The organism is Arthrobacter sp. BB-1, assembly GCF_006151685.1.
GTDB lineage: Bacteria > Actinomycetota > Actinomycetes > Actinomycetales > Micrococcaceae > Arthrobacter.
The window spans coordinates 147,578-171,620 of record NZ_VDEV01000026.1; the positions used below are offsets into that span (position 1 = coordinate 147,578).

23 protein-coding genes and 1 tRNA gene are annotated in these 24,043 nt (G+C 66.0%); 7 read left to right on the plus strand and 17 right to left on the minus strand.

Features of this window, described 5'->3' with window-relative positions; all coding sequences use genetic code 11:
• Window positions 1–183 precede the first annotated feature (183 nt).
• On the plus strand, window positions 184–1,152 hold the full coding sequence (locus tag FHJ30_RS14835; RefSeq protein ID WP_139030004.1) for a LysM domain-containing protein: 969 nt from the start codon (window positions 184–186) through the stop codon (window positions 1,150–1,152).
• Window positions 1,153–1,249: 97 nt separating this feature from the next.
• Here FHJ30_RS14835 and FHJ30_RS14840 read toward each other — a convergent pair whose 3' ends face one another.
• The 3 genes from FHJ30_RS14840 to FHJ30_RS14850 form a co-directional block, all read right to left on the minus strand.
• Window positions 1,250–1,681: a CBS domain-containing protein gene (locus FHJ30_RS14840; protein WP_139030005.1), complete on the minus strand. Its 432-nt coding sequence runs from the start codon at window positions 1,679–1,681 to the stop codon at window positions 1,250–1,252.
• Window positions 1,682–1,967: 286 nt separating this feature from the next.
• Window positions 1,968–2,049: transfer RNA gene (locus tag FHJ30_RS14845), tRNA-Tyr, on the minus strand.
• A 168-nt stretch (window positions 2,050–2,217) separates the two neighbouring features.
• The gene (locus FHJ30_RS14850) at window positions 2,218–2,472 is read right to left on the minus strand and encodes a hypothetical protein (RefSeq protein ID WP_139030006.1); all 255 of its coding nucleotides are present in this window, start codon (window positions 2,470–2,472) and stop codon (window positions 2,218–2,220) included.
• 184 nt (window positions 2,473–2,656) lie between these two features.
• Here FHJ30_RS14850 and FHJ30_RS14855 point away from each other — a divergent pair, with 184 nt between their 5' ends.
• On the plus strand, window positions 2,657–3,148 hold the full coding sequence (locus FHJ30_RS14855; RefSeq protein ID WP_104998705.1) for a YajQ family cyclic di-GMP-binding protein: 492 nt from the start codon (window positions 2,657–2,659) through the stop codon (window positions 3,146–3,148).
• Between the two features lie 151 nt (window positions 3,149–3,299).
• On the opposite strand, the gene htpX is transcribed toward FHJ30_RS14855, so the two are convergent.
• Both htpX and FHJ30_RS14865 read right to left on the minus strand, forming a co-directional pair.
• Window positions 3,300–4,169 (minus strand): zinc metalloprotease HtpX, encoded by an 870-nt coding sequence (gene htpX / locus FHJ30_RS14860; RefSeq protein ID WP_139030007.1) that lies wholly within the window; start codon window positions 4,167–4,169, stop codon window positions 3,300–3,302.
• Window positions 4,170–4,201: 32 nt separating this feature from the next.
• Window positions 4,202–5,473 (minus strand): MFS transporter, encoded by a 1,272-nt coding sequence (locus FHJ30_RS14865; protein WP_139030008.1) that lies wholly within the window; start codon window positions 5,471–5,473, stop codon window positions 4,202–4,204.
• A 95-nt stretch (window positions 5,474–5,568) separates the two neighbouring features.
• On the opposite strand from FHJ30_RS14865, the gene FHJ30_RS14870 reads away from it, so the two are divergent.
• The 3 genes from FHJ30_RS14870 (at window position 5,569) to FHJ30_RS14880 (ending at window position 8,318) form a co-directional block, all read left to right on the plus strand.
• Window positions 5,569–6,054, plus strand: a complete 486-nt coding sequence (locus FHJ30_RS14870) for a Fur family transcriptional regulator (RefSeq protein WP_139030009.1) — start codon at window positions 5,569–5,571, stop codon at window positions 6,052–6,054.
• Window positions 6,055–6,061: 7 nt separating this feature from the next.
• Window positions 6,062–7,558, plus strand: coding sequence for a catalase (locus FHJ30_RS14875; protein ID WP_139030010.1), 1,497 nt, complete (start codon window positions 6,062–6,064; stop codon window positions 7,556–7,558).
• A 124-nt stretch (window positions 7,559–7,682) separates the two neighbouring features.
• A complete protein-coding gene (locus tag FHJ30_RS14880) occupies window positions 7,683–8,318 on the plus strand; it encodes a DUF2461 domain-containing protein (RefSeq protein ID WP_139030011.1) in 636 nt (211 codons plus the stop codon).
• Here the strand turns inward: FHJ30_RS14880 and FHJ30_RS14885 are convergent.
• The 12 genes from FHJ30_RS14885 to FHJ30_RS14940 all read right to left on the minus strand — a co-directional run bounded on the left by FHJ30_RS14885 (window position 8,296) and on the right by FHJ30_RS14940 (window position 21,603).
• Complete coding sequence (locus FHJ30_RS14885) at window positions 8,296–9,159, minus strand: ABC transporter ATP-binding protein (protein ID WP_139030012.1); 864 nt, start codon at window positions 9,157–9,159, stop codon at window positions 8,296–8,298. The genes FHJ30_RS14880 and FHJ30_RS14885 overlap by 23 nt on opposite strands.
• Window positions 9,149–9,922, minus strand: a complete 774-nt coding sequence (locus tag FHJ30_RS14890; protein ID WP_139030013.1) for an ABC transporter permease — start codon at window positions 9,920–9,922, stop codon at window positions 9,149–9,151. The genes FHJ30_RS14885 and FHJ30_RS14890 overlap by 11 nt, the downstream gene beginning before the upstream one ends.
• Window positions 9,919–10,761, minus strand: a complete 843-nt coding sequence (locus FHJ30_RS14895) for an ABC transporter permease (RefSeq protein ID WP_139030014.1) — start codon at window positions 10,759–10,761, stop codon at window positions 9,919–9,921. Before FHJ30_RS14895 ends, FHJ30_RS14890 begins: the two co-directional genes overlap by 4 nt.
• Window positions 10,758–11,744, minus strand: coding sequence for an ABC transporter substrate-binding protein (locus tag FHJ30_RS14900; protein WP_139030015.1), 987 nt, complete (start codon window positions 11,742–11,744; stop codon window positions 10,758–10,760). The genes FHJ30_RS14895 and FHJ30_RS14900 overlap by 4 nt, the downstream gene beginning before the upstream one ends.
• Before the next feature lie 218 nt (window positions 11,745–11,962).
• Window positions 11,963–12,568: a TetR/AcrR family transcriptional regulator gene (locus FHJ30_RS14905; protein ID WP_139030016.1), complete on the minus strand. Its 606-nt coding sequence runs from the start codon at window positions 12,566–12,568 to the stop codon at window positions 11,963–11,965.
• 138 nt (window positions 12,569–12,706) lie between these two features.
• Window positions 12,707–14,251 carry an amino acid permease gene (locus tag FHJ30_RS14910; RefSeq protein ID WP_139030017.1) on the minus strand — a complete coding sequence of 515 codons (1,545 nt, stop codon included), beginning with the start codon at window positions 14,249–14,251 and terminating at the stop codon, window positions 12,707–12,709.
• Between the two features lie 174 nt (window positions 14,252–14,425).
• The gene (locus FHJ30_RS14915) at window positions 14,426–14,833 is read right to left on the minus strand and encodes a DUF779 domain-containing protein (protein ID WP_139030018.1); all 408 of its coding nucleotides are present in this window, start codon (window positions 14,831–14,833) and stop codon (window positions 14,426–14,428) included.
• A complete protein-coding gene (adhP, locus tag FHJ30_RS14920; protein WP_171059069.1) occupies window positions 14,833–15,855 on the minus strand; it encodes an alcohol dehydrogenase AdhP in 1,023 nt (340 codons plus the stop codon). Before adhP ends, FHJ30_RS14915 begins: the two co-directional genes overlap by 1 nt.
• 39 nt (window positions 15,856–15,894) lie before the next feature.
• Window positions 15,895–17,418: an aldehyde dehydrogenase family protein gene (locus FHJ30_RS14925; protein ID WP_139030019.1), complete on the minus strand. Its 1,524-nt coding sequence runs from the start codon at window positions 17,416–17,418 to the stop codon at window positions 15,895–15,897.
• A 138-nt stretch (window positions 17,419–17,556) separates the two neighbouring features.
• Complete coding sequence (locus FHJ30_RS14930) at window positions 17,557–18,906, minus strand: GAF domain-containing protein (RefSeq protein WP_139030020.1); 1,350 nt, start codon at window positions 18,904–18,906, stop codon at window positions 17,557–17,559.
• Window positions 18,907–19,099: 193 nt separating this feature from the next.
• Window positions 19,100–20,554 (minus strand): FAD-dependent oxidoreductase, encoded by a 1,455-nt coding sequence (locus FHJ30_RS14935; protein ID WP_373683154.1) that lies wholly within the window; start codon window positions 20,552–20,554, stop codon window positions 19,100–19,102.
• A gap of 50 nt (window positions 20,555–20,604) precedes the next feature.
• Window positions 20,605–21,603 (minus strand): DNA topoisomerase IB, encoded by a 999-nt coding sequence (locus FHJ30_RS14940; RefSeq protein WP_139030021.1) that lies wholly within the window; start codon window positions 21,601–21,603, stop codon window positions 20,605–20,607.
• A gap of 104 nt (window positions 21,604–21,707) precedes the next feature.
• Between FHJ30_RS14940 and rarD the strand changes: the two genes are divergently transcribed.
• A complete protein-coding gene (gene rarD / locus FHJ30_RS14945) occupies window positions 21,708–22,733 on the plus strand; it encodes an EamA family transporter RarD (protein ID WP_139030022.1) in 1,026 nt (341 codons plus the stop codon).
• Between the two features lie 39 nt (window positions 22,734–22,772).
• Window positions 22,773–24,026 carry an NAD(P)/FAD-dependent oxidoreductase gene (locus FHJ30_RS14950; RefSeq protein WP_139030023.1) on the plus strand — a complete coding sequence of 418 codons (1,254 nt, stop codon included), beginning with the start codon at window positions 22,773–22,775 and terminating at the stop codon, window positions 24,024–24,026.
• Window positions 24,027–24,043: the final 17 nt, after the last annotated feature.

The window sequence follows — 24,043 nt, forward strand, 5'->3', positions numbered from 1 at the left end:
CTTCCCGGGGTCCTGCCTCCTCACGGAGCCTCCGTATTTTCTGGGTATGCGGTCGCTCCATCACGCGCCTTTTGTGCAGCCCGGCAACAGCTGGGGGCGGCCGGCGCATATTTCCTGAATCCGTCCTGCGTGCTGGAGCGCACTGCGCCAGCCTGCCATGGACCGAACCCGGATGGGCTACCCATGAATCAGCCATACCTCTCCACTCCCGAAGGCCCCAGCAGGAGCTTTGCCACCGACGAACCCCGCACCGACCTCACCGGCGTGCGGCCGGCCATCAGCAACAGGCTGTGGGCCGGGATGGCCACTGCCGCCGTGGTGGCCGCCGTCGGGGTCGGTGCCTTGGCGGCGCCTCCCGCCCCCCTGGACCAAAGCACGACGGCGATCGGCCAGGTTGCCGGTGCGGCATCAGCTGAGGTGCCGAACACCGCAGCGGAGCCTGTTTCCGAGGCAGGAGCACCAGCCCCGGAAGCGGCGGCACCGGAGTCCGCGGCACCGGCAGAACCGGCGCCTGCTCCTGCTCCCGAACCGGCGCCCGTGCCCGCTCCGGCAGCCGCGCCCGCGGGTGACCCGAACCTCTACACCGTGGTGCCCGGAGATACTGTCGGGGCCATCGCGGCCAGCCACGGCGTGGACATGAATGCCATGCTCGCCGCCAACGGCCTTGGCCCCTTCAGCATCATTCTCCCAGGCCAGACTCTGGTGCTGACCGGCCCGCCAGTTGCGGCGCCGGCGCCGGCCTCACCTGCTTCTGCCCCCGCCGCGGCTTCCGTTCCCGCCCCGGCACCGGCGGCCGCTCCGGCACCTGTCCCCGCCGCGCCCGCCGTCCGCACCATCTATGTTGCGGGCGCCGGCGGCCAGGGCATGGTGGACGCCTGCATTGGCCCCATCCACTACACCCCCAACGACGGCTATTCGCTGTTCATTACGGAGCACGATTTCTGCGGCGGCTGGGCACGCTTCTCCGGCATTGGGGTGGGCGAGACAGTGAGCATCCCGGGTTATGGAACCTACACGGTCTCGGCCCGGGGACAGGTGCCCAACCCGGGCACCACCAATGATGTCATTGCGGTCTTCGGCGGCTTCCCCCGGGCCATCCTGCAGACCTGCATCCCCGGCACCAGCCAGATGCTCCTGATAGCACTGAACTGACTGCCATAAGGGTTGCCCGCACAGCTTGTCCGCGGTCCCTGGCCTTCAAGGCAGGGAGCCGCGGACAAGGGCATGGACTGCGCCAGGAAATCCCACGCTATGCGTTCATCCGTTTGCGCTCAGAGATGTGCTCCACGAGCTCGCCCACGCGCTGTTCCGAGTAGTTGCGGGCGATGTCCCCCTGGCTGATGATGCCAACCAACTTGTGGTCGGCAATGACAGGGAGCCGGCGGACCTGGTGCGTTTCCATCATCTCGATGGCGGCGTCAACGTTAGCGTCGGCGTCGATCCAGTGCGGCTTGCCCGAGGCGAGGTCGCGGGCCATCATTTCGCGCGGGTCGCGTCCGGCGGCCACGCACTTGAGCACGATGTCACGGTCCGTGATCATGCCCCTCAACTTGCCGTCGTCGCCGCAGATAGGCAGGGATCCGCAGTCAAGGTCCAGCATCATCCGGGCAGCATCTGCCAGGGACTGGCTTTCCTTAATACACTGTGCGTCCGTAGTCATGAATTCACGTACGGCACTCATTGGTCCTCCTTCATCGATTGGATATCGACGCAGGGCATCGGGCACATGCGCCGATGCTGCCAGCCTACGCCCGGCCACTGCCCATGTCGACGGCGGTTTGGCACGGTTCCGGGACGGCTTTCGAAGGCACGGATGCCAGCCCGTGTCCTGGATTCCTGGGCTTCTTCGCGCTTCAGAACCTTGAAGGGCCCGATCTGCGAACAAGCCCAGGACGGGCGTGCAGCAGCCGGTTCCACGGCACGAAAAAGCCTCCGGAACCTGGTGGTTCCGGAGGCTTTCGCTTGGGTGGCAGATGAGGGATTCGAACCCCCGTAGGCGTTGCCAGCTGATTTACAGTCAGCCCCCTTTGGCCGCTCGGGTAATCTGCCGAACTTCAAAAGAAGTACCCGCCGATGCAGTCTTCGGAGCGTCCGTTTCCGGGCCGTTCCGCTTCCAGTAACCGCGGGCAAGACAACTTTACAGAACTTCCGCCGAAGAATCGAATCGGGCCTCGCAGGCCCGGAAAACCCTTGAAACAACGGGGGAAGGGAACGGAATCAGGCCTCCCCCAGGATCCTCCCGGCAAGCCGGGCCTCGAACTTCACGGCCTGCTCCTCGGTGATCTGGTTCAGCTGGACGGCTCGCAGCAGGTCCTCGCTGACGCCTTCCATCCGGGATGAAGCGTCCGCTACCGGAGCGAGGATGATGGACGCCGCAACCGCGGCGGCGGCAACCGACGATGCCATTGTTGCCACCGCCCCGGCTGCGGCTGAGGTGGTGCGGGTGGCATAACGGACGGCCTTGCGGTGCATGGTGTTCCCTTCGAGCAACTTCCCAACACGTTCAACCGTTCCCCTCCCTCCTTCGTTCCTGCGGAGCGTCCGCTGAAAGGGAACTGTGAATCCGGGACCCCATCAGCGCGGGCATCCGTATTAGGCTGGAATGCAGTGATCACGCCCTGTCAGCGCACAGGGTCCCACCAGCACAAGGAGAGTCATGGCAGGCGAGTCAACGTTCGACGTCGTAAGCAAGGTAGACAAGCAGGAAGTGGCCAATGCGCTGAACCAGGCGCAGAAGGAACTGGCGCAGCGCTACGACTTCAAGGGCGTCGGCGCCGAGGTTGATTTCAGCGGCGAGAAGATCCTGATGAAGGCGAACTCCGAGGAACGGGTCCTGGCGGTGCTGGACGTCCTCCAGTCCAAGCTGATCCGCCGCGGCATCTCCCTGAAGTCGCTGGACGCGGGCGAGCCCTACGCATCCGGCAAGGAGTACCGGCTCGAGGCCTCCATCAAGGAGGGCATCGCGCAGGACCTGGCCAAGAAGATCAACAAGCTCATCCGCGACGAAGCGCCCAAGTCCGTCAAGTCCCAGATCCAGGGCGACGAACTCCGCGTGACGTCCAAGTCCCGCGACGACCTGCAGGCCACCATGGCCCTGCTGAAGGACTTCGAGGAAGCCGACCTGCAGTTCGTGAACTTCCGCAGCTAGCTGTCCCCCGCCGTCGTTTTCGACGCACAAAAGTATTGCCGACACGCAAAGAGGCCGGCGCTGCCCGAATATGGGCAGCGCCGGCCTCTTTCCGCGTCGCCAGGGAGTTTGCGCATCGCCAGGGAGTTTGCGCGTCGCCCATTGTCCCTGACTACACCAGCGGCCGGCCCGCCATCCGCTCCAGCCGTGAGATCCGGTCCCGCATTGGCGGATGCGTGGCGAACAGCTTGTTCATCGCCCCGCCGCGGAACGGGTTGGCGATCATCAGGTGCGAGGCATTCACCAGCCGCTGGTCCTGCGGGAGCGGCGCGATGGTGACGCCCCGCTCGATCTTGGCCAGGGCTGAGGCGAGCGCCAGCGGATCGCCGGTCAGCTGCGAACCGTCCTCGTCGGCGTCGTACTCCCGCGTCCGCGAGATGGCCAGCTGGATCAGCGACGCCGCAAAGGGTGCCAGGAGCGCCATGGCAATCATCGCCAGCGGATTGGAATTGCGCCGGTCGCCGCCGCCGAAGAACAGCAGCATCTGGCCCACCGACGTGATCACGCCCGCGACGGCGGCGGCTACGGACGAGGTGAGGATGTCCCGGTTGTAGACGTGCATGAGTTCGTGTCCAAGGACTCCGCGGAGTTCGCGGGCGTCGAGCAGCTGCAGCATGCCCTCGGTTACGCATACGGCGGCATTCCGGGGATTGCGTCCTGTGGCGAAGGCGTTCGGGTTCATGGTGGGCGAGAGGTAGATGCGCGGCATGGGCTGGTTGGCCCGGACGGACAGTTCCCGGACCATCTGGTACAGCTGCGGCGCCTGGGCTTCGGCGACGGGGTAGGCCGCCATGGAGCGGATGGCGATCTTGTCGCTGTTCCAGTAGCCGTAGGCCGTGGTGCCCACCCCCACGAGGGCCATGATCCAGATTGGCGCGGAGCTGCGGGTACTGGTGCCGATCAGCGCCCCGAGGCCCAGCAGCACCGCCCACAGCACCCCGAAGAGCGCCGCCGTTTTGAGCCCGTTGTAATGTTTGTGCACGTCTCCTCCTTACTCACTAAGGAAACGCCTGTCTAGGGGGCTGGGTTCCGCGCGTCATACCGGCCGAAGCCGGGCTGGAGCCTGGCTGCCGCCCAGGCCGCGGCGACGCACAGCACGCCGCCGAACAGCAGGACCCAGCCCTCGGCCGCGATCCTGGTGGCGCCGCCGGCGAGCAGGTCGCCGATCCTGGGACCGCCGGCCACCACAACGATAAAAACGCCCTGGAGCCGCCCGCGGAGGTGGTCCGGTGTGGCCGCCTGGAGGATGGTGTGCCGGAAGACGCCGCTGATGGAATCGGCGATGCCGGCGAGCGCGCAGCACACTGCCGCCGGGAGCAGCCATGGCGTGACCTCCCCGTCCGGGGCACGCCCGGCCAGCACCACCACCAGGCCGAAGGCCGCCATGGACGCACCCCAGCCCATCACCGAAAGAACCACGGCACTGCCCTGCCGGCGGACTCCGCCGAGGGGTCCGGAAAACAGACCGGCCAGGAAAGCGCCGACGGCGGTGGATGCGAGCAGGATCCCCACGGTCGCTTCGCCGCCGCCGATCATGACGGCACCGATGGCCGGCAAGAGCGCCCGGGGCTGGGCAAGGATCATGGCCAGGAGGTCGATGACGAAGGTCATCCGGACGTTGGGCCTTGTGCCCAGGAAGCGGAAGCCTTCGACGACGGAGCGGAACCCGGGCCTGCCCGGGGTGCCTGACGGGGGCAGGGGCGGCAGCCGGTAGACAGCCCACAGCACGAAAGCGAAACTGGCGAAGTCCAGGGTGTACGTCCAGCCGAACCCCACCCAGGCCACCAGCACGCCGGCCAGCAGCGGACCGGCCGTCATGGCAAGGCCGAAGGACATCATGCTCAGCGCGTTGGCCGCGGGCAGGAGTTCGGTCCGGATCAGCATGGGAAGGATGGCGCTGCGGGCCGGCTGGTTGATGGCCTGCGCGCCGCTCTGCAGCGCCACCAGGAGGTACAGGACCCACACGTTGCCCAGCTGGACCCAGGACTGCAGCGCAATCAGCCCGGTGACCAACCACATGACGGTGGAGGACAGCAGGGCCACTTGGCGCCGGTCGTGGGAGTCCGCGATGGATCCGCCCAGCAGCCCGCCAATGACCAGGGGTACCAGCGCGAAGACCGCCAGCAGGCCCACGTAAAGGCTGTCCTGGGTGATGCGGTAAACCTCAAGGCTTACTGCCACAAGGGTGAGCTGGCTGCCGACCGCGGAAACGGCCGAGCCCAGCCAGAGCCTGCGGAAGGCAGGGCTCTCCCTGAGCGGCGTGATGTCAGCGAGCAGTTTCCCCACCCTGCAACCCTAGCGGCGGCAGGGTTTCTTCCCGTTCACAAGGTGTTATCCGAGCCTTATTGTGAGATGTTCATAATAAGTGCTTGAATGGTGGCATGACGGAACACTTTGATGGCCACGAGGCATGGGCTGCCGCCCTGCGCGCCCATGGCCGCAGGGTGACCAAACAGCGGCTGGCGGTCCTGTCCGCCGTCGAACGCCACCCCCATTCCCCGGCCGAAAGCATCCTGGCCGCCGCCCGCGCGGAGCTGCCCGAGCTGACGGCGCAGTCCGTGTACGTGGTGTTGGGCGACCTGACGGACCTGCACATGCTCCGCAGGTTTGAGCCGCCGCACTCCCCTGCCCTGTATGAAACGCGGGTGGGAGACAACCACCACCACGCGATCTGCATCAGCTGCGGCCGCGTCGAGGACGTGGACTGCGCCGTGGGCCATGCCCCCTGCCTCACGCCCCACTGGGACGAGAACGCCAAGCCCATGACCATCCAGATTGCCGACGTCATGTACCAGGGCATCTGCCAGGACTGCCAGCAGTCCCAACAACTTCCTTCCAATCGTCCCTCACAAGAAATAGAGAAATAGGAGAACAATGACTGCCATTTCAACAACCCAGTCAGGTGCCCCCGTTACGTCCGATGCGCACTCGAAGTCGGTCGGTGCCGACGGCGCGATCATCCTGACTGACCACTACCTGGTGGAAAAGCTCGCCCAGTTCAACCGCGAGCGGGTGCCGGAGCGCGTAGTGCACGCCAAGGGCGGCGGAGCATTCGGTACGTTCAAGGCCACCGAGGACGTGTCCAGGTATACCAAGGCAGCCTTCCTCCAGCCGGGCGTCGAAACCGAAATGCTGATCCGCTTCTCCTCCGTGGCCGGCGAAAACGGCTCCCCGGACACCTGGCGCGATCCCCGCGGCTTCGCCGTGAAGTTCTACACGTCCGAGGGCAACTACGACCTCGTGGGCAACAACACCCCGGTGTTCTTCATCCGCGACGGCATCAAGTTCCCGGACTTCATCCACTCCCAGAAGCGCCTGCCGGGCACCCACCTGCGCGACGCCGACATGCAGTGGGACTTCTGGACCCTGTCCCCCGAGTCCGCACACCAGGTCACCTGGCTCATGGGCGACCGCGGCCTGCCGGCTTCCTGGCGCGAAATGCAGGGCTACGGCTCGCACACCTACCAGTGGATCAACGCCGAAGGCGAGCGGTTCTGGGTCAAGTACCACTTCAAATCCAACCAGGGTGTGAACTCCCTGAGCTCCGAGCAGGCTGAGCAGCTCGCCGGCTCCGACGCGGACTTCTACATCCGCGACCTCTCCGAGAACATCGAAGCCGGCAACTTCCCGTCCTGGGACCTGCACGTCCAGGTCATGCCGTACGAGGACGCCAAGACCTACCGCTTCAACCCGTTCGACCTGACCAAGGTGTGGCCGCACGCGGACTACCCGCTGATCAAGGTGGGCACCATGGAGCTGAACCGGAACCCGGAGAACTACTTCGCCCAGATCGAGCAGGCCACGTTCGCGCCGTCGAACTTCGTGCCGGGCATCGCCGCCTCTCCGGACAAGATGCTGCAGGCACGCATCTTCTCCTACGCGGACGCGCACCGCTACCGCGTGGGCACCAACCACGCCCAGATCCCGGTGAACCAGCCCAAGAACCAGGTCAACAACTACAGCCAGGACGGCGCCGGGCGATACCACTTCAACGCCCCGTCCGTGCCGGTCTACGCCCCCAACTCGGTTGGCGGCCCGGCTGCGGTTGAGCCGCAGAACCCGGCCGGCGGCTGGGAGAACGACGGCGAGCTGACCCTTGCCGCGCACTCCCTCCACGCCGAGGACAGCGACTTCATCCAGGCCGGCACGCTGTACCGCGAGGTTTACGACGAAGCGGCCAAGGCCCGCTTCCTCGAGACCATCACCGGCGCAGTGGGCGGCGTCAAGAGCCCCGGCATCAAGGAACGCGCCATCCAGTACTGGACCAACGTTGACGCCGAACTCGGCGCCAAGCTGCGCGCCAACCTTGGTGCCGCCGCGGCCCCGTCCGCACCGGCCTCCGATGCAGAGGCTGCCAACAAGATCGGCTGATCCATCCCGTCTTGAGCTGCTGAAAACCACCCCGCCACTGTTCCAGTGGCGGGGTGGTTTTTCTTTTCCACATAGCCGGTTCCGGTCATGGCCGCGGATGGCTGCCTGTCCCTAGGATCGCTTTATGACAAGTTTCCAGGGCATACCCGCCGGTGCGTTCGGGTTCTATGAGGAGCTTCAGCACCACAACAACCGGGAGTGGTGGCAGGAACACAAGGACAGCTACCTGTCCCTGGTCAAGGAACCCCTCTCCTCGCTGCTCGCAGGGCTGGAACCCCGGTTCGGACCGGCGAAGCTGTTCCGGCCCAACCGGGACATCCGGTTTTCCGAGGACAAGTCCCCCTACAAGACGGCCCAGGGCGCGGTGGCCTCCGTCCAGGAAGGCGTGGGCTACTACCTCCAGGTCAGCGCCGACGGGCTACTGGTGGGCGGCGGCTACCACTCGCACACACCCGCCCAGCTGGCCAGGTACCGCAACTCCGTGGACGCGTCCGGCACCGGGGAGTCGCTCCGCCAGATTGTCGACGCCGTGGCTGCCGCAGGCTTTGCCGTGGAGGGCGAGAAGCTGAAGACGGTTCCGCGGGGCTACCCTCGCGAGCATCCCCGGGCAGAACTCCTGAAGCACAAGTCCCTCGCCGCCAGTGTCCACCTCGGCCGTCCGGAATGGCTGGCCACCCCGGATGCAGTCCAGGAAGTCGGGAAACTATGGGAGGACCTGCGGCCGTTAGTGGACTGGGTCAGCCGGCATGCTGCCCCTTGAGCGGAGTTTCCTTCCCGGCTGAGGCCGCCGCCGGTCGGTGCCCCTTCTTCGCCAGCTGGATCTGCTCGTACACGTGGTGGCGCAACTCCGTGAAGCGCGGCAGGGAACGGGTGTTCAGCTGGTCGCGCTCGTCCGGAAGGTCGATCGTAATATCCTCCTGGATGACGGTGGGAGAGCTGGAAAGGATGATGACCCGCTCGCCGAGGTACACGGATTCGTCAATGTCGTGGGTCACGAAGAGCACGGTCACGCCGAGCTTCTTCCAGACCACCCGGATCAGGTCCTCGAGGTCGGCCCGGGTCTGCGCATCCACGGCCGCGAACGGCTCGTCCATCAGCAGGACCTCAGGCTGGTACGCGATAGCCCGGGCAATAGCCACGCGTTGCTGCATGCCGCCGGAAAGCTGCCAGGGGTAGGACCGCGGCACGTGCGAGAGCCCCACGGCTTCGAGGGCGTCGTCCACCAGCCGGTCGCGTTCGGCTTTGGGGACGCCCTGGTTCTTCAGCGGCAGTTCCACGTTGTCCCGGACCCGCATCCACGGGAACAACGAACGTCCGTATTCCTGGAACACCACGGCCATCTTCTTGGGCGGACCTGTCACCCGCTTGCCGTCCAGGAGCACCTCGCCCTCGGTCGGCGCCATGAGCCCGGAGATGCACTTGAGCAGCGTTGTCTTGCCGGAGCCCGAGGGCCCCACGAGGCAGGCCAACTCCCCTGCACGCAGGTCAAAGGTGAGGTTCCGGACCGCCTCCACGTCACCGCCGTCGGTCTGGTAGACCTTCTTCAGCCCGCGGACGGAGAGGATGGCCTCCGTTTTCGCTGGAGTGGGTTCAGGCTGCATTTTCTACCTCTTTCTGGCCGTGGTACCAGCGCAGGATGTTCCGCTCTGCCCACTGGAAGATGAAGGACATGGCCACACCCAGCAGGCCCAGCACCACAATGCCGGACCACATTTCCGGGATGGCGAAGGACCGCTGGAACTGGACAATGGTGAAGCCCAGCCCGGAGGACGATGCGAACATTTCGGATATCACCATGAGGATCAGCCCGAGGGACAGCGACTGGCGCACGCCGGCCATGATCTGCGGGCTGGCTGAAGGCAGCACCAGGTACCGCACGCGTGCCCAACCGCTGATGCCGTAGGTGTGGGCTGAATCGGAGAGGACCGGATCCACGGCCCGCACACCTTCAATGGTGTTGAGCAGCACCGGCCAGACGCAGCCGGAAATGATGACCATGATTTTCATGGAGTCGGTGATGCCCATGAGCAGCATCAGCACCGGCACCAGGACCGGAGGCGGGACGGCCCGGAAGAATTCCAGCGTCGGTTCCAGCAGTGCCCGCAACCACCGGACGGACCCGATCAGGACGCCACCCACCACTCCGATGATAATGGCCACCGCCACGCCCACCACCAGCCTTCCAAGGCTGGGCAGGACATCGGAAAAGAACCTGTCACCGAACCAGACGTTCCCGAACGTCCTTACGAGGTCGGCAGGCCGGGGGACAAAAAAGTTGACCGCACCCAGGGTGGAGGACCACCAGACCAGGACCAGCAGGACCGGCAGGCCCACGATGTAGCCGAGGTTTTTCAACGACCTCACACGATCACCTCCGACCGGACAGAGGAGTGCCATGCAAGGATCCGCTTCTCGATCTGGCGCATCACAATGTTGATCAGGACACCGATCAGGCCGGTGGCCAGCACCAAGGCGTACATCCCGGAGATGGCACCGCCGGACTGGGCGAGGGCAATCTCCCGGCCAAGGCCCGGGGAGCCGATCACCAGTTCCGCCGTGATGGCCAGGACCAGCGCCACCGCGGCGGCAAGCCGCACCCCCGTCATCAGGTAGGGCAGTGCCGTGGGAAACACGACGTACCGGATCCGCGCCATCGTGCCCAGCCCGTAGGTCTTGGCGGTGTTGTTGGCCACCATGTCGACGTCAGCCACGCCGTACAGCACCTGGATGAGGACCTGCCAGAAGGACGCGTACACGATGAGCAGCAGGGACGATTCGATCTTCACCCCGAACAGCAGCACGGCCAACGGGATAAGGGCCACCGACGGGATGGGGCGCAGGAACTCGATGGTGGAGTTGGTGGCCTTCCTGAGGAAGCCGCTGGAGCCGATGATAAAACCCAGCAGGACCGCGGCAGCCACGGCGATCAGGAGGCCGAGGAACCACGCCTTCATGGTCTCGCCCACCGCCACCCAGAAGGCCGTCAGGCCGAAGTCGACAACCAGGGCGGCTATGACTTCACTGGCAGGTGGAAGGAACCGTTCGTTGATCAGGCCGAGCCGGGGAATGAGCTCCCAGGTGGCCAGGAATCCAATAATCCCTGCGATCCCGAGCAGTTGTTTCGCTGCTCCCTTGCCGCCCTGCCTGCGGGGCCGCTCCGCCCGTGGAGCGGCCCCGCCGGTGGCCAGGGTTCCTGTGCTCACGGGAGGAGGTCGTCCGCACTCGGAGCTTTGGTCAAGGTGCCGTACTTGGCCGCGGCGTCGCCGAGCGTCTTGAAGGCGTCCTTGTCGAAGTCAACGCGGTAGCGCGGCAGGATCATCTTGGCGCGGGTGGCTTCGTCGATCTTGGTGTACGTTCCCACGATGTCCCGGACTTCCTGCGGGTGTTCCTGGGCGTACTCAAGGGACTTGTTCATGGCTCGGGTGAACTTCTCGGTCAGCTCCGCTTTGCCTTTGATGGTGTCACCCTTGGTGAAGTAGCCTGCGATGTCCAGTTCCGGGCTCATCTCCACGAAGTTGGACGACACCACGGTTCCGCCCTCAGCCACGGCCTTGGACAGGAAAGGTTCCAGGATCCACGCAGCATCCACCTGCTTGTTGGCCAGGGCCGCGGGGGCGTCCGGGAAGGCGACCTCCACGAACTTCACCCCGCTGGGATCACCGCCGTCCTTCTCGATCACCGATTTAATGGTGGTGTCACCGATGTTGGAGAGGTTGTTCACCGAGACAGTCTTGCCGGCAAGGTCCTTCGCGGACTTGATGTCCGAGCCGGCCGGGGCCACCACGCCACCGATGTCCTTGCCCTTCTCGCCCGTGGTGGAGGCGCCGTTGGCGACGAACTTCAGGTCCAGCCCCTTGTCCTTGGCGACCATCACCGAGATCAGGTTGGAGAAGGCGAAGTCGAAGCTGCCGCTGACCACGCCCGGCACAATCGCCGCGCCGCCGGTAGCCGTCTGGATATCCAGCTGGAGGCCTTCGTCCTTGAAGAATCCCTGCTTGTCGCCGAGGTAGATGGGGGCGCAGTCCACGATGGGGATCACGCCCACGCTGACCTTGGTCAGGCGCGCACCCCCGCCGCCCGTGGCCGGCGCGCTCCCGCCTCCGGTGGAACTTGGCGAGCCGCTTCCGCAGGCCGCCAGCCCAAGGACAGAGGCAACTGCCAAGATGGAAATAAGACGACGTTTCATGATCACTCCTTCGTGCCCATGACCAGGAGCTGACCAGCCCCAAGCCCCGATGTTCGACATCCGAACAAAAGTTCGACTATCTGATTCAACCATGGTACGACTGCCGGCACACCCGTGTACGGCCCATTGTTACAGGTCTGAGACTGCCCCGTAAGGGACGGTTTCTGGTGGTCAGGCTGGATTGGACGTGTCCACAGCCGCTCCCTGGCCGGAATGGCTCAGGCTTGGGAGCCGCCGGCGGCCAGGCGCGTTTCCAGGTTGTTGAAGAAGACTGCCAGCATCAGCTCGAAGGCTTTGGTTGCCGCTTCAGGCTCGTTCATGACCACAAAGTCGAACTGAAGTCCGTAGAACGTGGAGGTGAAAAGCCGCGCGTCCGTATCGGCAAACTCTTCGGCGATGCCCTGCACCATGAGCCAGTCGCGGGTTTGGTGGTGGAGCATCCGGAAGTGCTCCTGCGAGGTCCCCCTCGGTTCGGCAGCCACGATGTCCTGCGCAGTCGCTTCGAATTCCAGGCGGGTGAGGTGCCGGTTCCTCTGGGCCATGGTCCACTGCCAGGAGTCCAGCAGGAATTCCCGCCAGGCCGCCCTGTCGATGTCGCGCACGTCCGTATCGCGCATCCGGTCCAGCCGGGACTCGATCGAAACGACAATGTCATTGATCAGCTGGTCCCTGCTTCCGAAGTGGTACACCAGCACGTAGGCGCTCATGCCCAGGCCCTCGGCGAGGCTCCGGAAGGTAAGCTCGGCTAGCGTCTTGTCCATCAGGTAATCCAGGATCGCGGCCAGGAGCTCTGCCTTGCGTTCGGATCGTGTGGGACGGGCCATGGGTCCATCTTAGGTTCGGAGCATCCGGCGGGTGACGCCCGCGCACAAGCTGCCACACCCCGCTTAAACGGCGCTGCCCCGCGCCGCTTTTGCGGGGCAGGGCAGCTCCTGGCAAGCCAGGGCATTTACAAGGGGGCGTCAGGCGCGGGTGAGCTCGTCCTCGCCGTCGCGCGCTTTCTCGACGGCCGGTCCGTTGACCGCCGTGCTGGCGTCGCCGAAGCGCTCGTTGAGGCGGGAGTGGCGCTGGCCGTAGGCGAAGTAGATCGCCATGCCGATGACCAGCCAGATGGCAAAGAAGATCCACGTCTCCACCGCAAGGTTGGTCATGAGGTAGAGGCACAGCACCGCGGACACGATGGGCAGGACCTTTCCGAAGGGGACGCGGAATGCGGGCTTCAGGTCAGGGCGCTTCTTGCGGAGCACCAGGATGCCGAGGCTGACCACCACGAACGCGGACAGCGTTCCGATGTTGATCATTTCCTCCAGCAGGTCCACGTTGGTCAGCCCGGCAACCACGGCGACGGCGGCCCCGCAGATGATCTGGAGGCGCACCGGCGTCGAACGCTTGCTGGTCTTGGACAGTGCGCGGGGAAGGAGCCCGTCCCGGCTCATGGCGAGCACCACGCGGGACAGCCCCATGAGGAGCACCATGATCACGGTGGTGAGGCCCACCAGCGAGCCGAAGGCAATGATCTTGGCGGCGGAGGTGTCCCCCACTGCTTCGAAGGCAGTGGTGAGGGTGGGGTTCTTGGCCTCGGCCAGCTGCGTGTAGGACACCATGCCGGTGAGGGCCAGCGATACCAGGATGTAGAGCAGGGTGACCAGGGCCAGGCCGCCGAAGATGCCGCGCGGCAGGGTCTTCTGCGGGTTCTTCACTTCTTCCGCGGAGGTGGCCACCACGTCAAAACCGATAAAGGCGAAGAACACCAGGGCGGCGCCGGCGAAGATGCCGAGAGTGCCGTACTGGGCGGGGGCGGCCCCGGTGAGGAAGCCGAAGAAGGACTGCTTCAGGACGTCGGCTCCGCCGGTGCCGCCGGTCGGCTCAGCGGCCGGGATGAACGGGGCGTAGTTCTCGAACTTCACGTACGTGAAGCCCACCACGATGACAAAGAGGACGACGCCGATCTTGATCAGGGTGAAGATGTTGCCTACGCGGGCGGACAGCTTGGTGCCCAGGACCAGCAGCACGGTGAACACCGCGACGATCAGGAAGGCGCCCCAGTAGAGGTCGACCCCGCCCAGGGAGATGGCCGGCGGGATGTCGGCGCCCATGAGGGCGAATACCTTGCTGAGGTAGATGCCCCAGTACTTGGCGATCACGGCCGCGGCGGTGAAGAGCTCCAGGATCAGGTTCCAGCCGATGATCCAGGCCAGAAGTTCGCCCATGGTGGCGTACGTGAAGACGTACGCGGAGCCCGCCACGGGGATGGCGGTGGCAAACTCGGCGTAGCACATGATGGCCAGCGCGCAGGTGACGGCGGCGATGGCGAAGGACAGGGTCACGGCGGGACCGGAGAAGTTGGCCGCCGCCTTGGCGCCAACAGAGAAGATGCCGGCGCCGACAGCAACCGCGACGCCCATGATCATCAGGTCCCAGGTACTGAGGGAGCGCTTCAGCTTGCGCCCGGGCTCATCGGCGTCGGCAATCGACTGCTCGATGGATTTGGTCCGGAGAAGGTTCATTGGGGATCACAATCCTGGTTTCGGATGGAAACAGACCTATTAACGGTAGTGTCCATCCACTGGACGGGCCCAATTGTCCCGAATGGTGAGACGGTTACTCTGCCGAACTTTATTCCGGGAAAGGACTTGGGACCCACCGCATGGAGGGTCCAAGTGCTTTCTGACCGAACGGGCCTAAGCCGGCCAATCCATCAGAGTGGACCGGATCAGGAACCTTTTTCCCTCCGGGGCCTCGACAGAGAAGCCGCTCCCCCGGCCCGGCACAACGTCCACCGTGAGGTGCGTGTGGCTCCAGTAGCTGAACTGCTCCCGCGACATCCAGAATTCCAGCGGCTGCGGCTCCAGCCCCTCGGACAGGTCAAACATGCCCAGCAGGACGTCCGAGCTGCCCGTGATGAAGTCGCCGGCGGGATAGCACATGGGCGCGGACCCGTCGCAGCAGCCGCCGGACTGGTGGAACATGAGCGGGCCGTGCTGGAGCCACAGCTTCCGCAGCAGCTGTACGGCCGCCGGGGTAAGCGCCACCCGGGAGAAGTCCTCCCCGGGCAGCGTCACCCCGGCGTCAAGCCTGTCCAGCTGCATCAGAACCTCAGCACCACGCGGCCGTCGATCTTGGCGTGCTTCATTTCATCGAGGACGGCGTTGATTTCCGGGAGCTCCCGCACGGACACCGTGGGGTGGATCTTGCCCTGGGCGTAGAAGTCCAGGGCCTCCTCCAGGTCCTGGCGGGTCCCCACGATGGAGCCGCGGACAGTCAGTCCCTTGAGCACAATCTCGAAGATCGGCGCGGGGAAGTCGCCCGGCGGCAGCCCGTTGAACACAATCGTGCCGCCCCTGCGTGCCATGCCGATTGCCTGCCCGAAGGCCGAGGGATGCACGGCGGTGACCAATACTCCATGGCATCCTCCTGTTTCGCGCTGGATGACTTCCGCTGGATCCTCGTGCAGGGCATTGACCGTCAGCTCGGCCCCATGCGCCTTCGCCAGGGCCAGCTTGTCGTCGGCGATGTCCACCGCCGCCACCCGGAGGCCCATGGCCACGGCGTACTGCACGGCGATGTGCCCGAGTCCGCCGATGCCGGAGATGGTGACCCACTGGCCCGGCCTCGCTTCGGTCATCTTCAAGCCCTTGTAGACGGTGACGCCGGCACAGAGCACCGGCGCCACCTCGACGGGGTCGGATCCCGCCGGTATGCGGGCGGCGAAACGGGTGTCCACGAGCATGTACTCGCCGAACGAACCGTCCACGCTGTAGCCGCCGTTCTTCTGCGCCTCGCACAGGGTTTCCCATCCGGTACGGCAATACTGGCAGTCGCCGCAGGCGGACCACAGCCAGGCATTGCCCACCAGGTCGCCGACCGCCAGGTCGGTGACGCCCTCGCCGAGGGCCACCACTTCTCCAACGCCCTCATGGCCGGGGACGAAGGGCGGCGAGGGCTTTACGGGCCAGTCGCCCTCGGCCGCATGGAGGTCGGTGTGGCAGACCCCGGTGGTCAGGACCTTGACCAGGGCTTCCCCGGGCCCCGGGGTGGGGACTGCGATGTCCTGGACCTGCAGGTCCTTGCCGAATTCGGTTACTACTGCTGCTTGCATTGTCGTCGTCATTGGCGAAATCCTTGCGTTGGTGTAGCGGGATAAGGCGGTTTAGAAGAAGCCGAGCTTGTTTTCGTTGTAGCTGACCAGCAGGTTCTTGGTCTGCTGGTAGTGGTCCAGCATCATGGCGTGGTTCTCGCGCCCGATGCCTGAGGACTTGTAGCCGCCGAACGCGGCGCCCGCCGGGTAGGCGTGGTAGTTGTTGACCCAGACGCGGCCGGCCTGGATTTCACGGCCGGCGCGGTAGGCCACGTTGCCATTGCGGGACCAGACGCCGGCGCCGAGGCCGTAGAGGGTGTCGTTCGCGATGCCCATGGCGTCGGCGTAGTCGCTGAACTTCGTTACGGCCACCACGGGCCCGAAGATCTCCTCCTGGAAGATCCGCATCTTGTTGTGCCCCTCGAAGACAGTGGGCTGCACGTAGAAACCGCCGGCGAGGTCTCCCGGCAGCTCCGCCCGGGCGCCGCCGGTCAGGACCTTGGCGCCTTCCTGCTTTCCGATGTCGATGTAGGACAGGATCTTCTCGAGCTGGTCGTTGGAGGCCTGGGCACCCACCTGAGTCTCGGTGTCCAGCGGGTTGCCCTGCACCATCTTCTCCACCCGGGCCACGGCGTCGGCCATAAAGGACTCGTAGATGTCCTCCTGGACCAGCGCGCGGGACGGGCAGGTGCACACCTCGCCCTGGTTGAAGGCGAACAGGGCGAAGCCCTCCTGCGCCTTGTCGTAGAACGCGTCGTTCTCCTGGGCCACGTCGTTGAAGAAGATGTTGGGGCTCTTGCCGCCGAGCTCGAGGGTGACGGGAATGAGGTTCTGGCTGGCGTACTGGCTGATCAGCCGGCCGGTGGTGGTTTCGCCGGTGAACGCGATCTTCCGGATGCGGGGGCTGGAGGCCAGCGGTTTGCCGGCTTCCACGCCGAAGCCGTTGACCACGTTGACCACACCGGCGGGCAGCAGGTCGCCAATGAGTTCCATCAGGACCAGGATCGACGACGGGGTCTGCTCGGCGGGCTTGAGCACCACCGCGTTGCCGGCGGCGAGGGCGGGCGCCAGCTTCCAGACGGCCATCAGGATGGGGAAGTTCCAGGGGATGATCTGGCCGACGACGCCGAGCGGCTCGTGGAAGTGGTAGGCGGTGGTGTCGTCGTCGAGCTGGGACAGCCCGCCCTCCTGGGCGCGGACGGCGGAGGCGAAGTAGCGGAAGTGGTCCGCGGCCAGCGGGAGGTCCGCGTTGAGGGTCTCGCGGATGGGCTTGCCGTTGTCCCACGACTCGGCGACGGCGAGCATTTCCAGGTTCTCGTCGATGCGGTCGGCAATCTTGTTCAGGATCGCTGCGCGCTCTGCCACGGAGGTCTTGCCCCAGGACGGGGCGATCTTGTGCGCGGCGTCCAGCGCCAGTTCGATGTCCTCCGCGGTGCCGCGGGCCACCTCGCAGAAGGCCTTGCCCGTGACCGGGGTGATGTTTTCAAAGTACTGGCCCTTCACCGGGGCCACCCACTCGCCGCCGATCCAGTTCTCGTAGCGGTCCTTGAACGTGACTTTCGAGCCTTCGGTTCCGGGCTGTGCGTAAACGGTCATTGCTAGCTCCTTTGCTGTGCAGGAGGCTTCCCGTACGGGATGAGCCAATGCAGCCAGCGTAGGAGCAGGCAGGTTGCAGGAAGGTTGCAGCCAAGTAAGCCAGCTCACACTGCGGCGAACTACGACGGCGGTGCGGCGTTAGGCGCGGAGTTCGGCCTCCAGCCGCTCCAGCTCAGCCACGACGGCGGCGCGTTTGGGTGAGCGGGCAGGCAGGAGGCGGAGGGCCGCACGCCGCACGCCGACGTCGTCCCTTGCCTCCGGAAGTCCGGCGTACCGAAGGAGGGACTCCGCGCTGCCGTCCGTCATGACCGCCTCGCGGAGCAGTGACGAAACGCTGGTGCGCAGGTCCACGATGCCGGGCGCCTCCGAGCGCGGGAGCACCGCGCCACGGTAGATCTCCAGTGCGATCCGGTGGGCACCGCGCTGCAGGCAGCTCAGCACCTGGCCGCTGTCCGGCACCAGGTCCATGGTGAGCTTGTAGGGCCGGGACCCGGGCACGGCGGCGGGGTTGAGCTGCTGCAGGACCTTGCGCAGCCTGACCATTTCGGCGCGCAGGGTCATGGTGGAGCCGTCACCCGGGTACAGGAGGGCGCTGAGTTCCTCTGCGCTCAGGCCGTCCGGGTGTGAGCTCAGCAGGGCGAGGATTTCGCTGTGGCGGGCGGACAGCACCGCCGTCTTCCCTTCGATGCTGAGCAGGGCCTGGTCGCGGCCCAACAGCTGGAGGCTGTTGCGGTACAGGCTGCCTTCCTTCGCCCCTGCCCCCGGTGACCGGGAAGCGCTGCCCGCGCTCCGCCGTCGTACTGGCCTGCTGGCCAGCGTGGCCGCCAGCTGCAGCCGTTCAACGCGCAGCTGCGCCTGGGCGGCAGCCACGGTCGCCTCCACGAGGGACAACGTGTGGGGTGCCACTGCGGTAGCCGTGCCGGTAATGTCCACTACGCCCAGGACGGCACCGGAATCGGGATCGTGGAAGGGAACGGCGGTGCAGCTCCAGGGATGGACGGTGCGCTGGTAGTGCTCGGCCCCGGCAATCTGGATTCCCCGGCCCAGGGCCAGGGCTGTTCCGGGCGCGCTGGTGCCCACGGTGGCCTCGGACCAGTCGGCACCCGGAACAAACATCATGCCCTCGGCGCGGCGCTGCAGCACGGGGTCCCCGTCCACCCACAGGAGCCGGCCTACCTCGTCACCCACTGCCACCAGCAGTCCGCTGTCGTGGCTGGGCTGGACCAGGAGCTTGTTGATGACCGGCATGATGGCGGCCAATGGGTGCTGGCTGCGGTAGTCCTCCAGCACGTCGCGGTCCATGGCGAGCGGAGCTGCGGGGCTGTCCGGATTCGCCTTGAAATGGGCCGACCGCTGCCAGGACTCCCTGATGAGCTTGCGCAGGCCTGGAATTTCCGGGGTGCCGGCCGCGGCACCATCCAGCAACTCATGCCCGGCAAGGGCTGCCCGCTGGTGCGGCTCGGCGGCCGGCTGGATCAGGTTCGTCATCGAACTCCCAATGATGGTGCGCGGCATTCGTTCTGCCAGCCCGGCAATTGTACATCCCTCAGCCAGCTGGACGGCGGCCGGAATGCGTTGCTTTTGGCGCCCGTGGCAGGGCGGTCCCTGGAACGGCGCGGCTGCGGGAACCGGATGCCTGCAAAAGTCACGCAAACAGGTTCGTCAGCCGCCAACCGGGATGTCAGCCGCGGGAGATGCGGATCATCTCCTCGCGGGGCACCACCTTGATGCGTTCGCGGACCACGTGGTCCAGGCCCTCGGGCCCGCTCCAGGCCGCGCCGAGTCCGGCTTCATGGGCGTCGAGCCTGTTCCAGCCCTCCCACGTGGTGTATTCGATGCCGCGCTCCTCCAGCAGGTCGATAATCGCCTGCGGGTCAGGGTTCTTGGCCGGGGGCAGGGTCAGCCGGTCCTCGAGCAGGAAGCCGATGGTTTCCAGGGCGTCGCCCTTGGTGTGCCCAATCAGGCCCACCGGCCCGCGCTTGATCCAGCCCGTGGCATAAATGCCGGGCACCGGGTTGCCTTCTGCGTCCAGGACCCGGCCGCCTTCATTGGGGATGACGCCCCGCTTGGCGTCGTACTCGAGTTCGTCCAGGGCGGAGCCGTGGTAACCGATGGCCCGGTAAACGGCCTGGACCGGGTACTCGATGTACTCCCCCGTGCCCTTGGCGTTGCCGGTGCCGTCAAGCTGCATACGCTCAAACTTGATCCCACCCACCTTGCCGCTGCCGTCGTCCAACAGCTCAACCGGGCTGTGCAGGAAATGCAGGTGCAGCCGCCGGGAGGACGGGTTCTCGGATTCGGTGTGCTCCTCCACCAGCCAGTTGGTGAGGGTATTCACCATGGTTTTGATCTGGTTGTTGCTGCGGATGGCGTCATCGGAGGCTTCGTCGAACTCAAAGTCCTCGGGGTAGAGCACGATGTCCACGTCGTTCATGTGGCTCAGTTCCCGCAGCTCCAGGGGCGTGAACTTCACCTGGGCCGGGCCCCGGCGGCCGAACACGTGCACGTCCGTGACCGGCGAAGCCTTCAGCCCCTGGTACACGTTGTCCGGAATCTCGGTGCTCAGCAGTTCTTCGGGGTGCTTGACCAGCATGCGGGCCACGTCCAGTGCCACGTTGCCGTTGCCGATCACAGCGATTTCCTTCGCCTCCAGCGGCCACTCCCGGGGCACGTCCGGGTGGCCGTCGTACCAGGACACAAAGTCCGCGCCGCCGAACGAGCCCTGGAGGTCGATGCCGGGGATGTCCAGGTCCGCGTCCTTGACCGCGCCGGTGGAGAAAATCACGGCGTCATAGAAGGCCCGGAAATCGTGCAGGGTGAGGTCCCGGCCGTACGTGACGTTCCCCAGGAACCGGATGTCGCCGCGGTCCAGGACCTTGTGCAGGGCGTTGACGATGCCCTTGATCCGCGGATGGTCCGGCGCCACACCGTACCGGATCAGGCCATAGGGCGCCGGGTAGGCCTCGAAGAGGTCGATGCTGACCTCGAAGTCGCCGTCCTTGACGCCGCTGGACTTGGTGAGGATGTCCGCAGCGTAGACACCGGCCGGCCCCGCGCCCACAATGGCGACGCGGAGGGGACGGGAGGAGGCGGATTCGCTGTGGTTGGACACCGGAAGCCCTTCTGAACTGGCCATGTTGATGAAAATGCGCCGAACAGGTAGCGCACAGTCCCCTATTCTAGGCCTCAGCCGCTTTTCGCCAGCGGAACCACGTCACCCTCGCGGTACAGCAGGGCCCTTAGCTCGGCCTCGGCCGAATCGGGCCGTTTGGGATCAATGGTTTCGCCCTCGTGGTAGTGGTCCAGCACGCGCGGATCGACGTAGCTCTTACGCGCGATCGACGGCGTGTTCCCCAGCACCTCGGACGCCTCCACCATGGCCCGGGCGATGGCCCTCTTGCGCTTGGCCGCCGTCCGCTGGGCGCCCGTGCGGGCCAGGCTGGCCGCCGCCGCAATCGTGCCCCGCAGGGTCCGGAAGTCCTTGGCCGTGAAGTCGGACCCGGTCCGTTCCTTCACGTAGGCGTTGATGTCGGCACTGGTGACGGGCTTCCACTGCCGCCCTTCCTTGTACGCCAGGAGCCGGGCGTTGGGGCCGCGCCGCTTGAGCAGCCGCAGCAGGGCGGCGAGGTCGGCGTCGCGGATTTCCGACTCCCAGTCCTTGCCGCTCTTGGCTGGGAACCTCAGGAGGATGCGGTCCTTGCGCACCGTGACATGGGCGCAGAGCAGGGTGGCCAGTCCGTGGCTGCCGTTCTCGTTCGTGTACCGCTCCGACCCCACGCGCAGCGACCCGCTGTCAAGCATCCGGAAGGCCCCGGCCAGGACCCGGTCACGCGAAAAACCCTCACTGCGCAGGTCCATGGTGACCCTGCGGCGGGCCGCCGGCAGCGACTCCGCCAGCTGCAGGGACCGGTCGAATTTCACCCGGTCCTTCCGTTCCCGCCATTCCGGGTGGTAGATGTACTGGCGCCGGCCAACCCCATCCACGCCTGTTGCCTGGATGTGCCCGTTCTCGAACGGGGCAATCCAAACGTCGGTCCACGCCGGCGGAATGCCGATGCTTTCCAGCCGGTCCCGGACCGGGCCGGGCGGCAAGGTGGAGCCGTCCAGGTCCCGGTAGCTGAAGCCTTTACCGGCGGCAACACGGCGGTAGCCGCGGCCCGAGGCATTGCTGCGGCGGAGCCTCATGGGGCCGCGTCCGGCCGCTTGGCGAAAGTCATAAAAGCAAGCCTACTGACTATTTGCGGATTGCGTGCCCTGCCTGCTGGAATACCTGCCCCCGGGGTGGTGTTATGGGTTCCGTGCCCACTCCCGATGGATCCTCCCCCGCCAGCGCCCCGGCTCCGGCCGCCGCGCCCCGTCCCTCCCAGCCAGCAGGCCCCAAGGCCGTGGACAAGGAGACGACGGCGGGAATCCTCTTTGGCATCGGCGCGTACGGGCTGTGGGGGCTGCTCCCGCTGTACTTCTTCGTCCTCATGCCCGCGGGCGCCGTCGAAATCGTTGCCAACCGTGTGGTGTGGTCCCTGCTGTTCTGCGCCCTCCTCATTACGGTCACCCGCTCCTGGCCCGCCCTGGTCCAGGCCCTGCGGAACCGCGCCGTGTTCGGCTCGCTGGCCCTGGCCGCCTTCCTGATCGCCGTCAACTGGCTGACCTACACCTACGGCGTAACCACCGGGCAGGCCGTGGAGGCGTCCCTTGGCTACTTCATCAACCCGCTGGTGTCTGTCCTGCTGGGCGTCTTCGTCCTGAAGGAGAGGCTGCGGCCGCTGCAGTGGACCGCCGTCGGTATCGGTTTTGTGGCGGTGGGCGTCCTCACCTACTCCTACGGCAAGCTGCCATGGATCGCACTGACCCTTGCCTTCAGCTTTGGCCTCTACGGTTTCGTCAAGAAGCGGGTTGGGTCCAGGGTGGACGCCGTCACCAGCCTCACAGTGGAGAGCATGGTGCTGGCCCCGTTCGCGGCGGCCACCATGGCCTACCTGGCCGCCGCCGGATCAGCAACGCTCACCACCCAGGGTCCGGGCCATTTCTGGCTCCTGCTGGCGTCCGGCGTGATCACGGCCGTGCCGCTGCTCTTCTTCGGTGCTTCCGCGCGCCGGCTTCCCCTGACAACGATCGGCCTGCTGCAGTACTTCGCCCCGGTGCTGCAGTTCATCCTGGCGCTGGTGGTGTTCAGGGAAGCGATGACGCTGGACCGCTGGATCGGCTTCGGCGTGGTGTGGGTGGCGCTGCTGGTCCTGACCGTGGACATGCTGCGCACCGCCCGCAAGGCGTCCGTCGCCCGGAGGCGGAGCAAAGCGGCCCTCAAATCCTCCTAGCCCCTGTTGCCGGGAACCCCGGTGGAGTAGGTTGCTCGGATGGAGGACTCATATCAGGTCATCGTGACCGGGGCCGGATTCGCCGGCATCGCAGCGGCCAAGGAGCTTGGCCGCAAGGGCGTCCGCGTCCTGCTTATCGACTCGAACAACTACCACCAGTTCCAGCCGCTGCTGTACCAGGTGGCCACCTCGCAGATCGGCGTGTCCGCCATTGCCCGCCCCATCCGGTCCGTGTTCCGGCGGCTCCGCAACGTGCGGGTCCTGACGGCGGAAGTGGCCTCGGTCGATGTTGGAAACCATACGGTCACCACCGCCGAGGGTGATACGTTCCGCGCCGACATCCTGGTGATCGCCGTTGGCGCCATCCCCAACTTCTTCAATACGCCCGGCGCCGAGGAGCATGCCTTCCCGCTGTACTCCGTGACGGACGCCACCAGGCTCGGCACCAGCGTGACCCGGCTGCTGGACCGGGCGGACCGCGAGCCCGGAACCGCGGTGGACATGGTGGTGGTGGGCGGAGGTCCCACCGGAGTGGAGACTGCCGGCGCGTTGGCGGAAAACATCAAATTCGTTGTGGCGAAGTACTTCTCCCCGGAACTGGCAGCACGGTGCCGCGTGCACCTGGTGGACATGGTGCCCAGCGTGCTCGCCATGTTTTCATCCAAGTCCCAGGAATACACCCGAAAACGCCTGGCAAAGATTGGCGTCCAGATGCATATGGGGGTGGGCGTCACCGAGGTCAGGGCCGACGGCGTGACGCTGGCTGACGGGACGGTCATCCCCGGCGGGATTGTTGTCTGGGCCGGCGGGCTGAAGGGCGGCGAACTGATTGCCGGCTCGGGGCTGCCGCAGGGAAAGGGCGGACGGATCGACGTCCAGCCGGACCTGACGGCGCCTGGTTCGGATGGCGTGTATGTCATCGGCGACGCCGCCAACATCACCGATTCAACCGGGGCGAAACTGCCGCAGCTCGGTTCCGTGGCCCAGCAGGCCGGGAAGTGGGCGGCCCGCAATATCGTTGCCGATCTCAACGGCGGGACCCGGCAGCCGTTCCGCTACGTGGACAAGGGATATATGGCGATGATTGGCCGGGGTGCGGCGGTGGCTGAACTCGGCCGCCAGCGCGTCCAACTCCAGGGCCCGCTGGCTTTCCTGTCCTGGCTCCTGGTGCACCTTGCCCTGCTGTCCGGGTTCCAGCAGAAAGTCCGCGCCCTGTTCTCCTGGCTCAACGGGTACGTCCTGCACAGCCCCGCGCAGGTGGTCATCGGCGAACCGGACAAAGACCGGAGGTAGCGGCACCCAACACGTGC

Bases quoted from the DNA above. Each gene is read 5' to 3' on its own strand.
- FHJ30_RS14835 (WP_139030004.1), top strand. From the start codon at position 184: ATGAATCAGCCATACCTCTCCACTCCCGAAGGCCCCAGCAGGAGCTTT.
- FHJ30_RS14840 (WP_139030005.1), bottom strand. From the start codon at position 1,681: ATGAGTGCCGTACGTGAATTCATGACTACGGACGCACAGTGTATTAAG.
- FHJ30_RS14850 (WP_139030006.1), bottom strand. From the start codon at position 2,472: ATGCACCGCAAGGCCGTCCGTTATGCCACCCGCACCACCTCAGCCGCA.
- FHJ30_RS14855 (WP_104998705.1), top strand. From the start codon at position 2,657: ATGGCAGGCGAGTCAACGTTCGACGTCGTAAGCAAGGTAGACAAGCAG.
- FHJ30_RS14870 (WP_139030009.1), top strand. From the start codon at position 5,569: ATGACGGAACACTTTGATGGCCACGAGGCATGGGCTGCCGCCCTGCGC.
- FHJ30_RS14875 (WP_139030010.1), top strand. From the start codon at position 6,062: ATGACTGCCATTTCAACAACCCAGTCAGGTGCCCCCGTTACGTCCGAT.
- FHJ30_RS14880 (WP_139030011.1), top strand. From the start codon at position 7,683: ATGACAAGTTTCCAGGGCATACCCGCCGGTGCGTTCGGGTTCTATGAG.
- FHJ30_RS14885 (WP_139030012.1), bottom strand. From the start codon at position 9,159: ATGCAGCCTGAACCCACTCCAGCGAAAACGGAGGCCATCCTCTCCGTC.
- FHJ30_RS14900 (WP_139030015.1), bottom strand. From the start codon at position 11,744: ATGAAACGTCGTCTTATTTCCATCTTGGCAGTTGCCTCTGTCCTTGGG.
- FHJ30_RS14905 (WP_139030016.1), bottom strand. From the start codon at position 12,568: ATGGCCCGTCCCACACGATCCGAACGCAAGGCAGAGCTCCTGGCCGCG.
- FHJ30_RS14910 (WP_139030017.1), bottom strand. From the start codon at position 14,251: ATGAACCTTCTCCGGACCAAATCCATCGAGCAGTCGATTGCCGACGCC.
- FHJ30_RS14915 (WP_139030018.1), bottom strand. From the start codon at position 14,833: ATGCAGCTGGACAGGCTTGACGCCGGGGTGACGCTGCCCGGGGAGGAC.
- adhP (WP_171059069.1), bottom strand. From the start codon at position 15,855: ATGACGACGACAATGCAAGCAGCAGTAGTAACCGAATTCGGCAAGGAC.
- FHJ30_RS14925 (WP_139030019.1), bottom strand. From the start codon at position 17,418: ATGACCGTTTACGCACAGCCCGGAACCGAAGGCTCGAAAGTCACGTTC.
- FHJ30_RS14930 (WP_139030020.1), bottom strand. From the start codon at position 18,906: ATGACGAACCTGATCCAGCCGGCCGCCGAGCCGCACCAGCGGGCAGCC.
- FHJ30_RS14935 (WP_373683154.1), bottom strand. From the start codon at position 20,554: ATGGCCAGTTCAGAAGGGCTTCCGGTGTCCAACCACAGCGAATCCGCC.
- FHJ30_RS14940 (WP_139030021.1), bottom strand. From the start codon at position 21,603: ATGAGGCTCCGCCGCAGCAATGCCTCGGGCCGCGGCTACCGCCGTGTT.
- rarD (WP_139030022.1), top strand. From the start codon at position 21,708: ATGGGTTCCGTGCCCACTCCCGATGGATCCTCCCCCGCCAGCGCCCCG.
- FHJ30_RS14950 (WP_139030023.1), top strand. From the start codon at position 22,773: ATGGAGGACTCATATCAGGTCATCGTGACCGGGGCCGGATTCGCCGGC.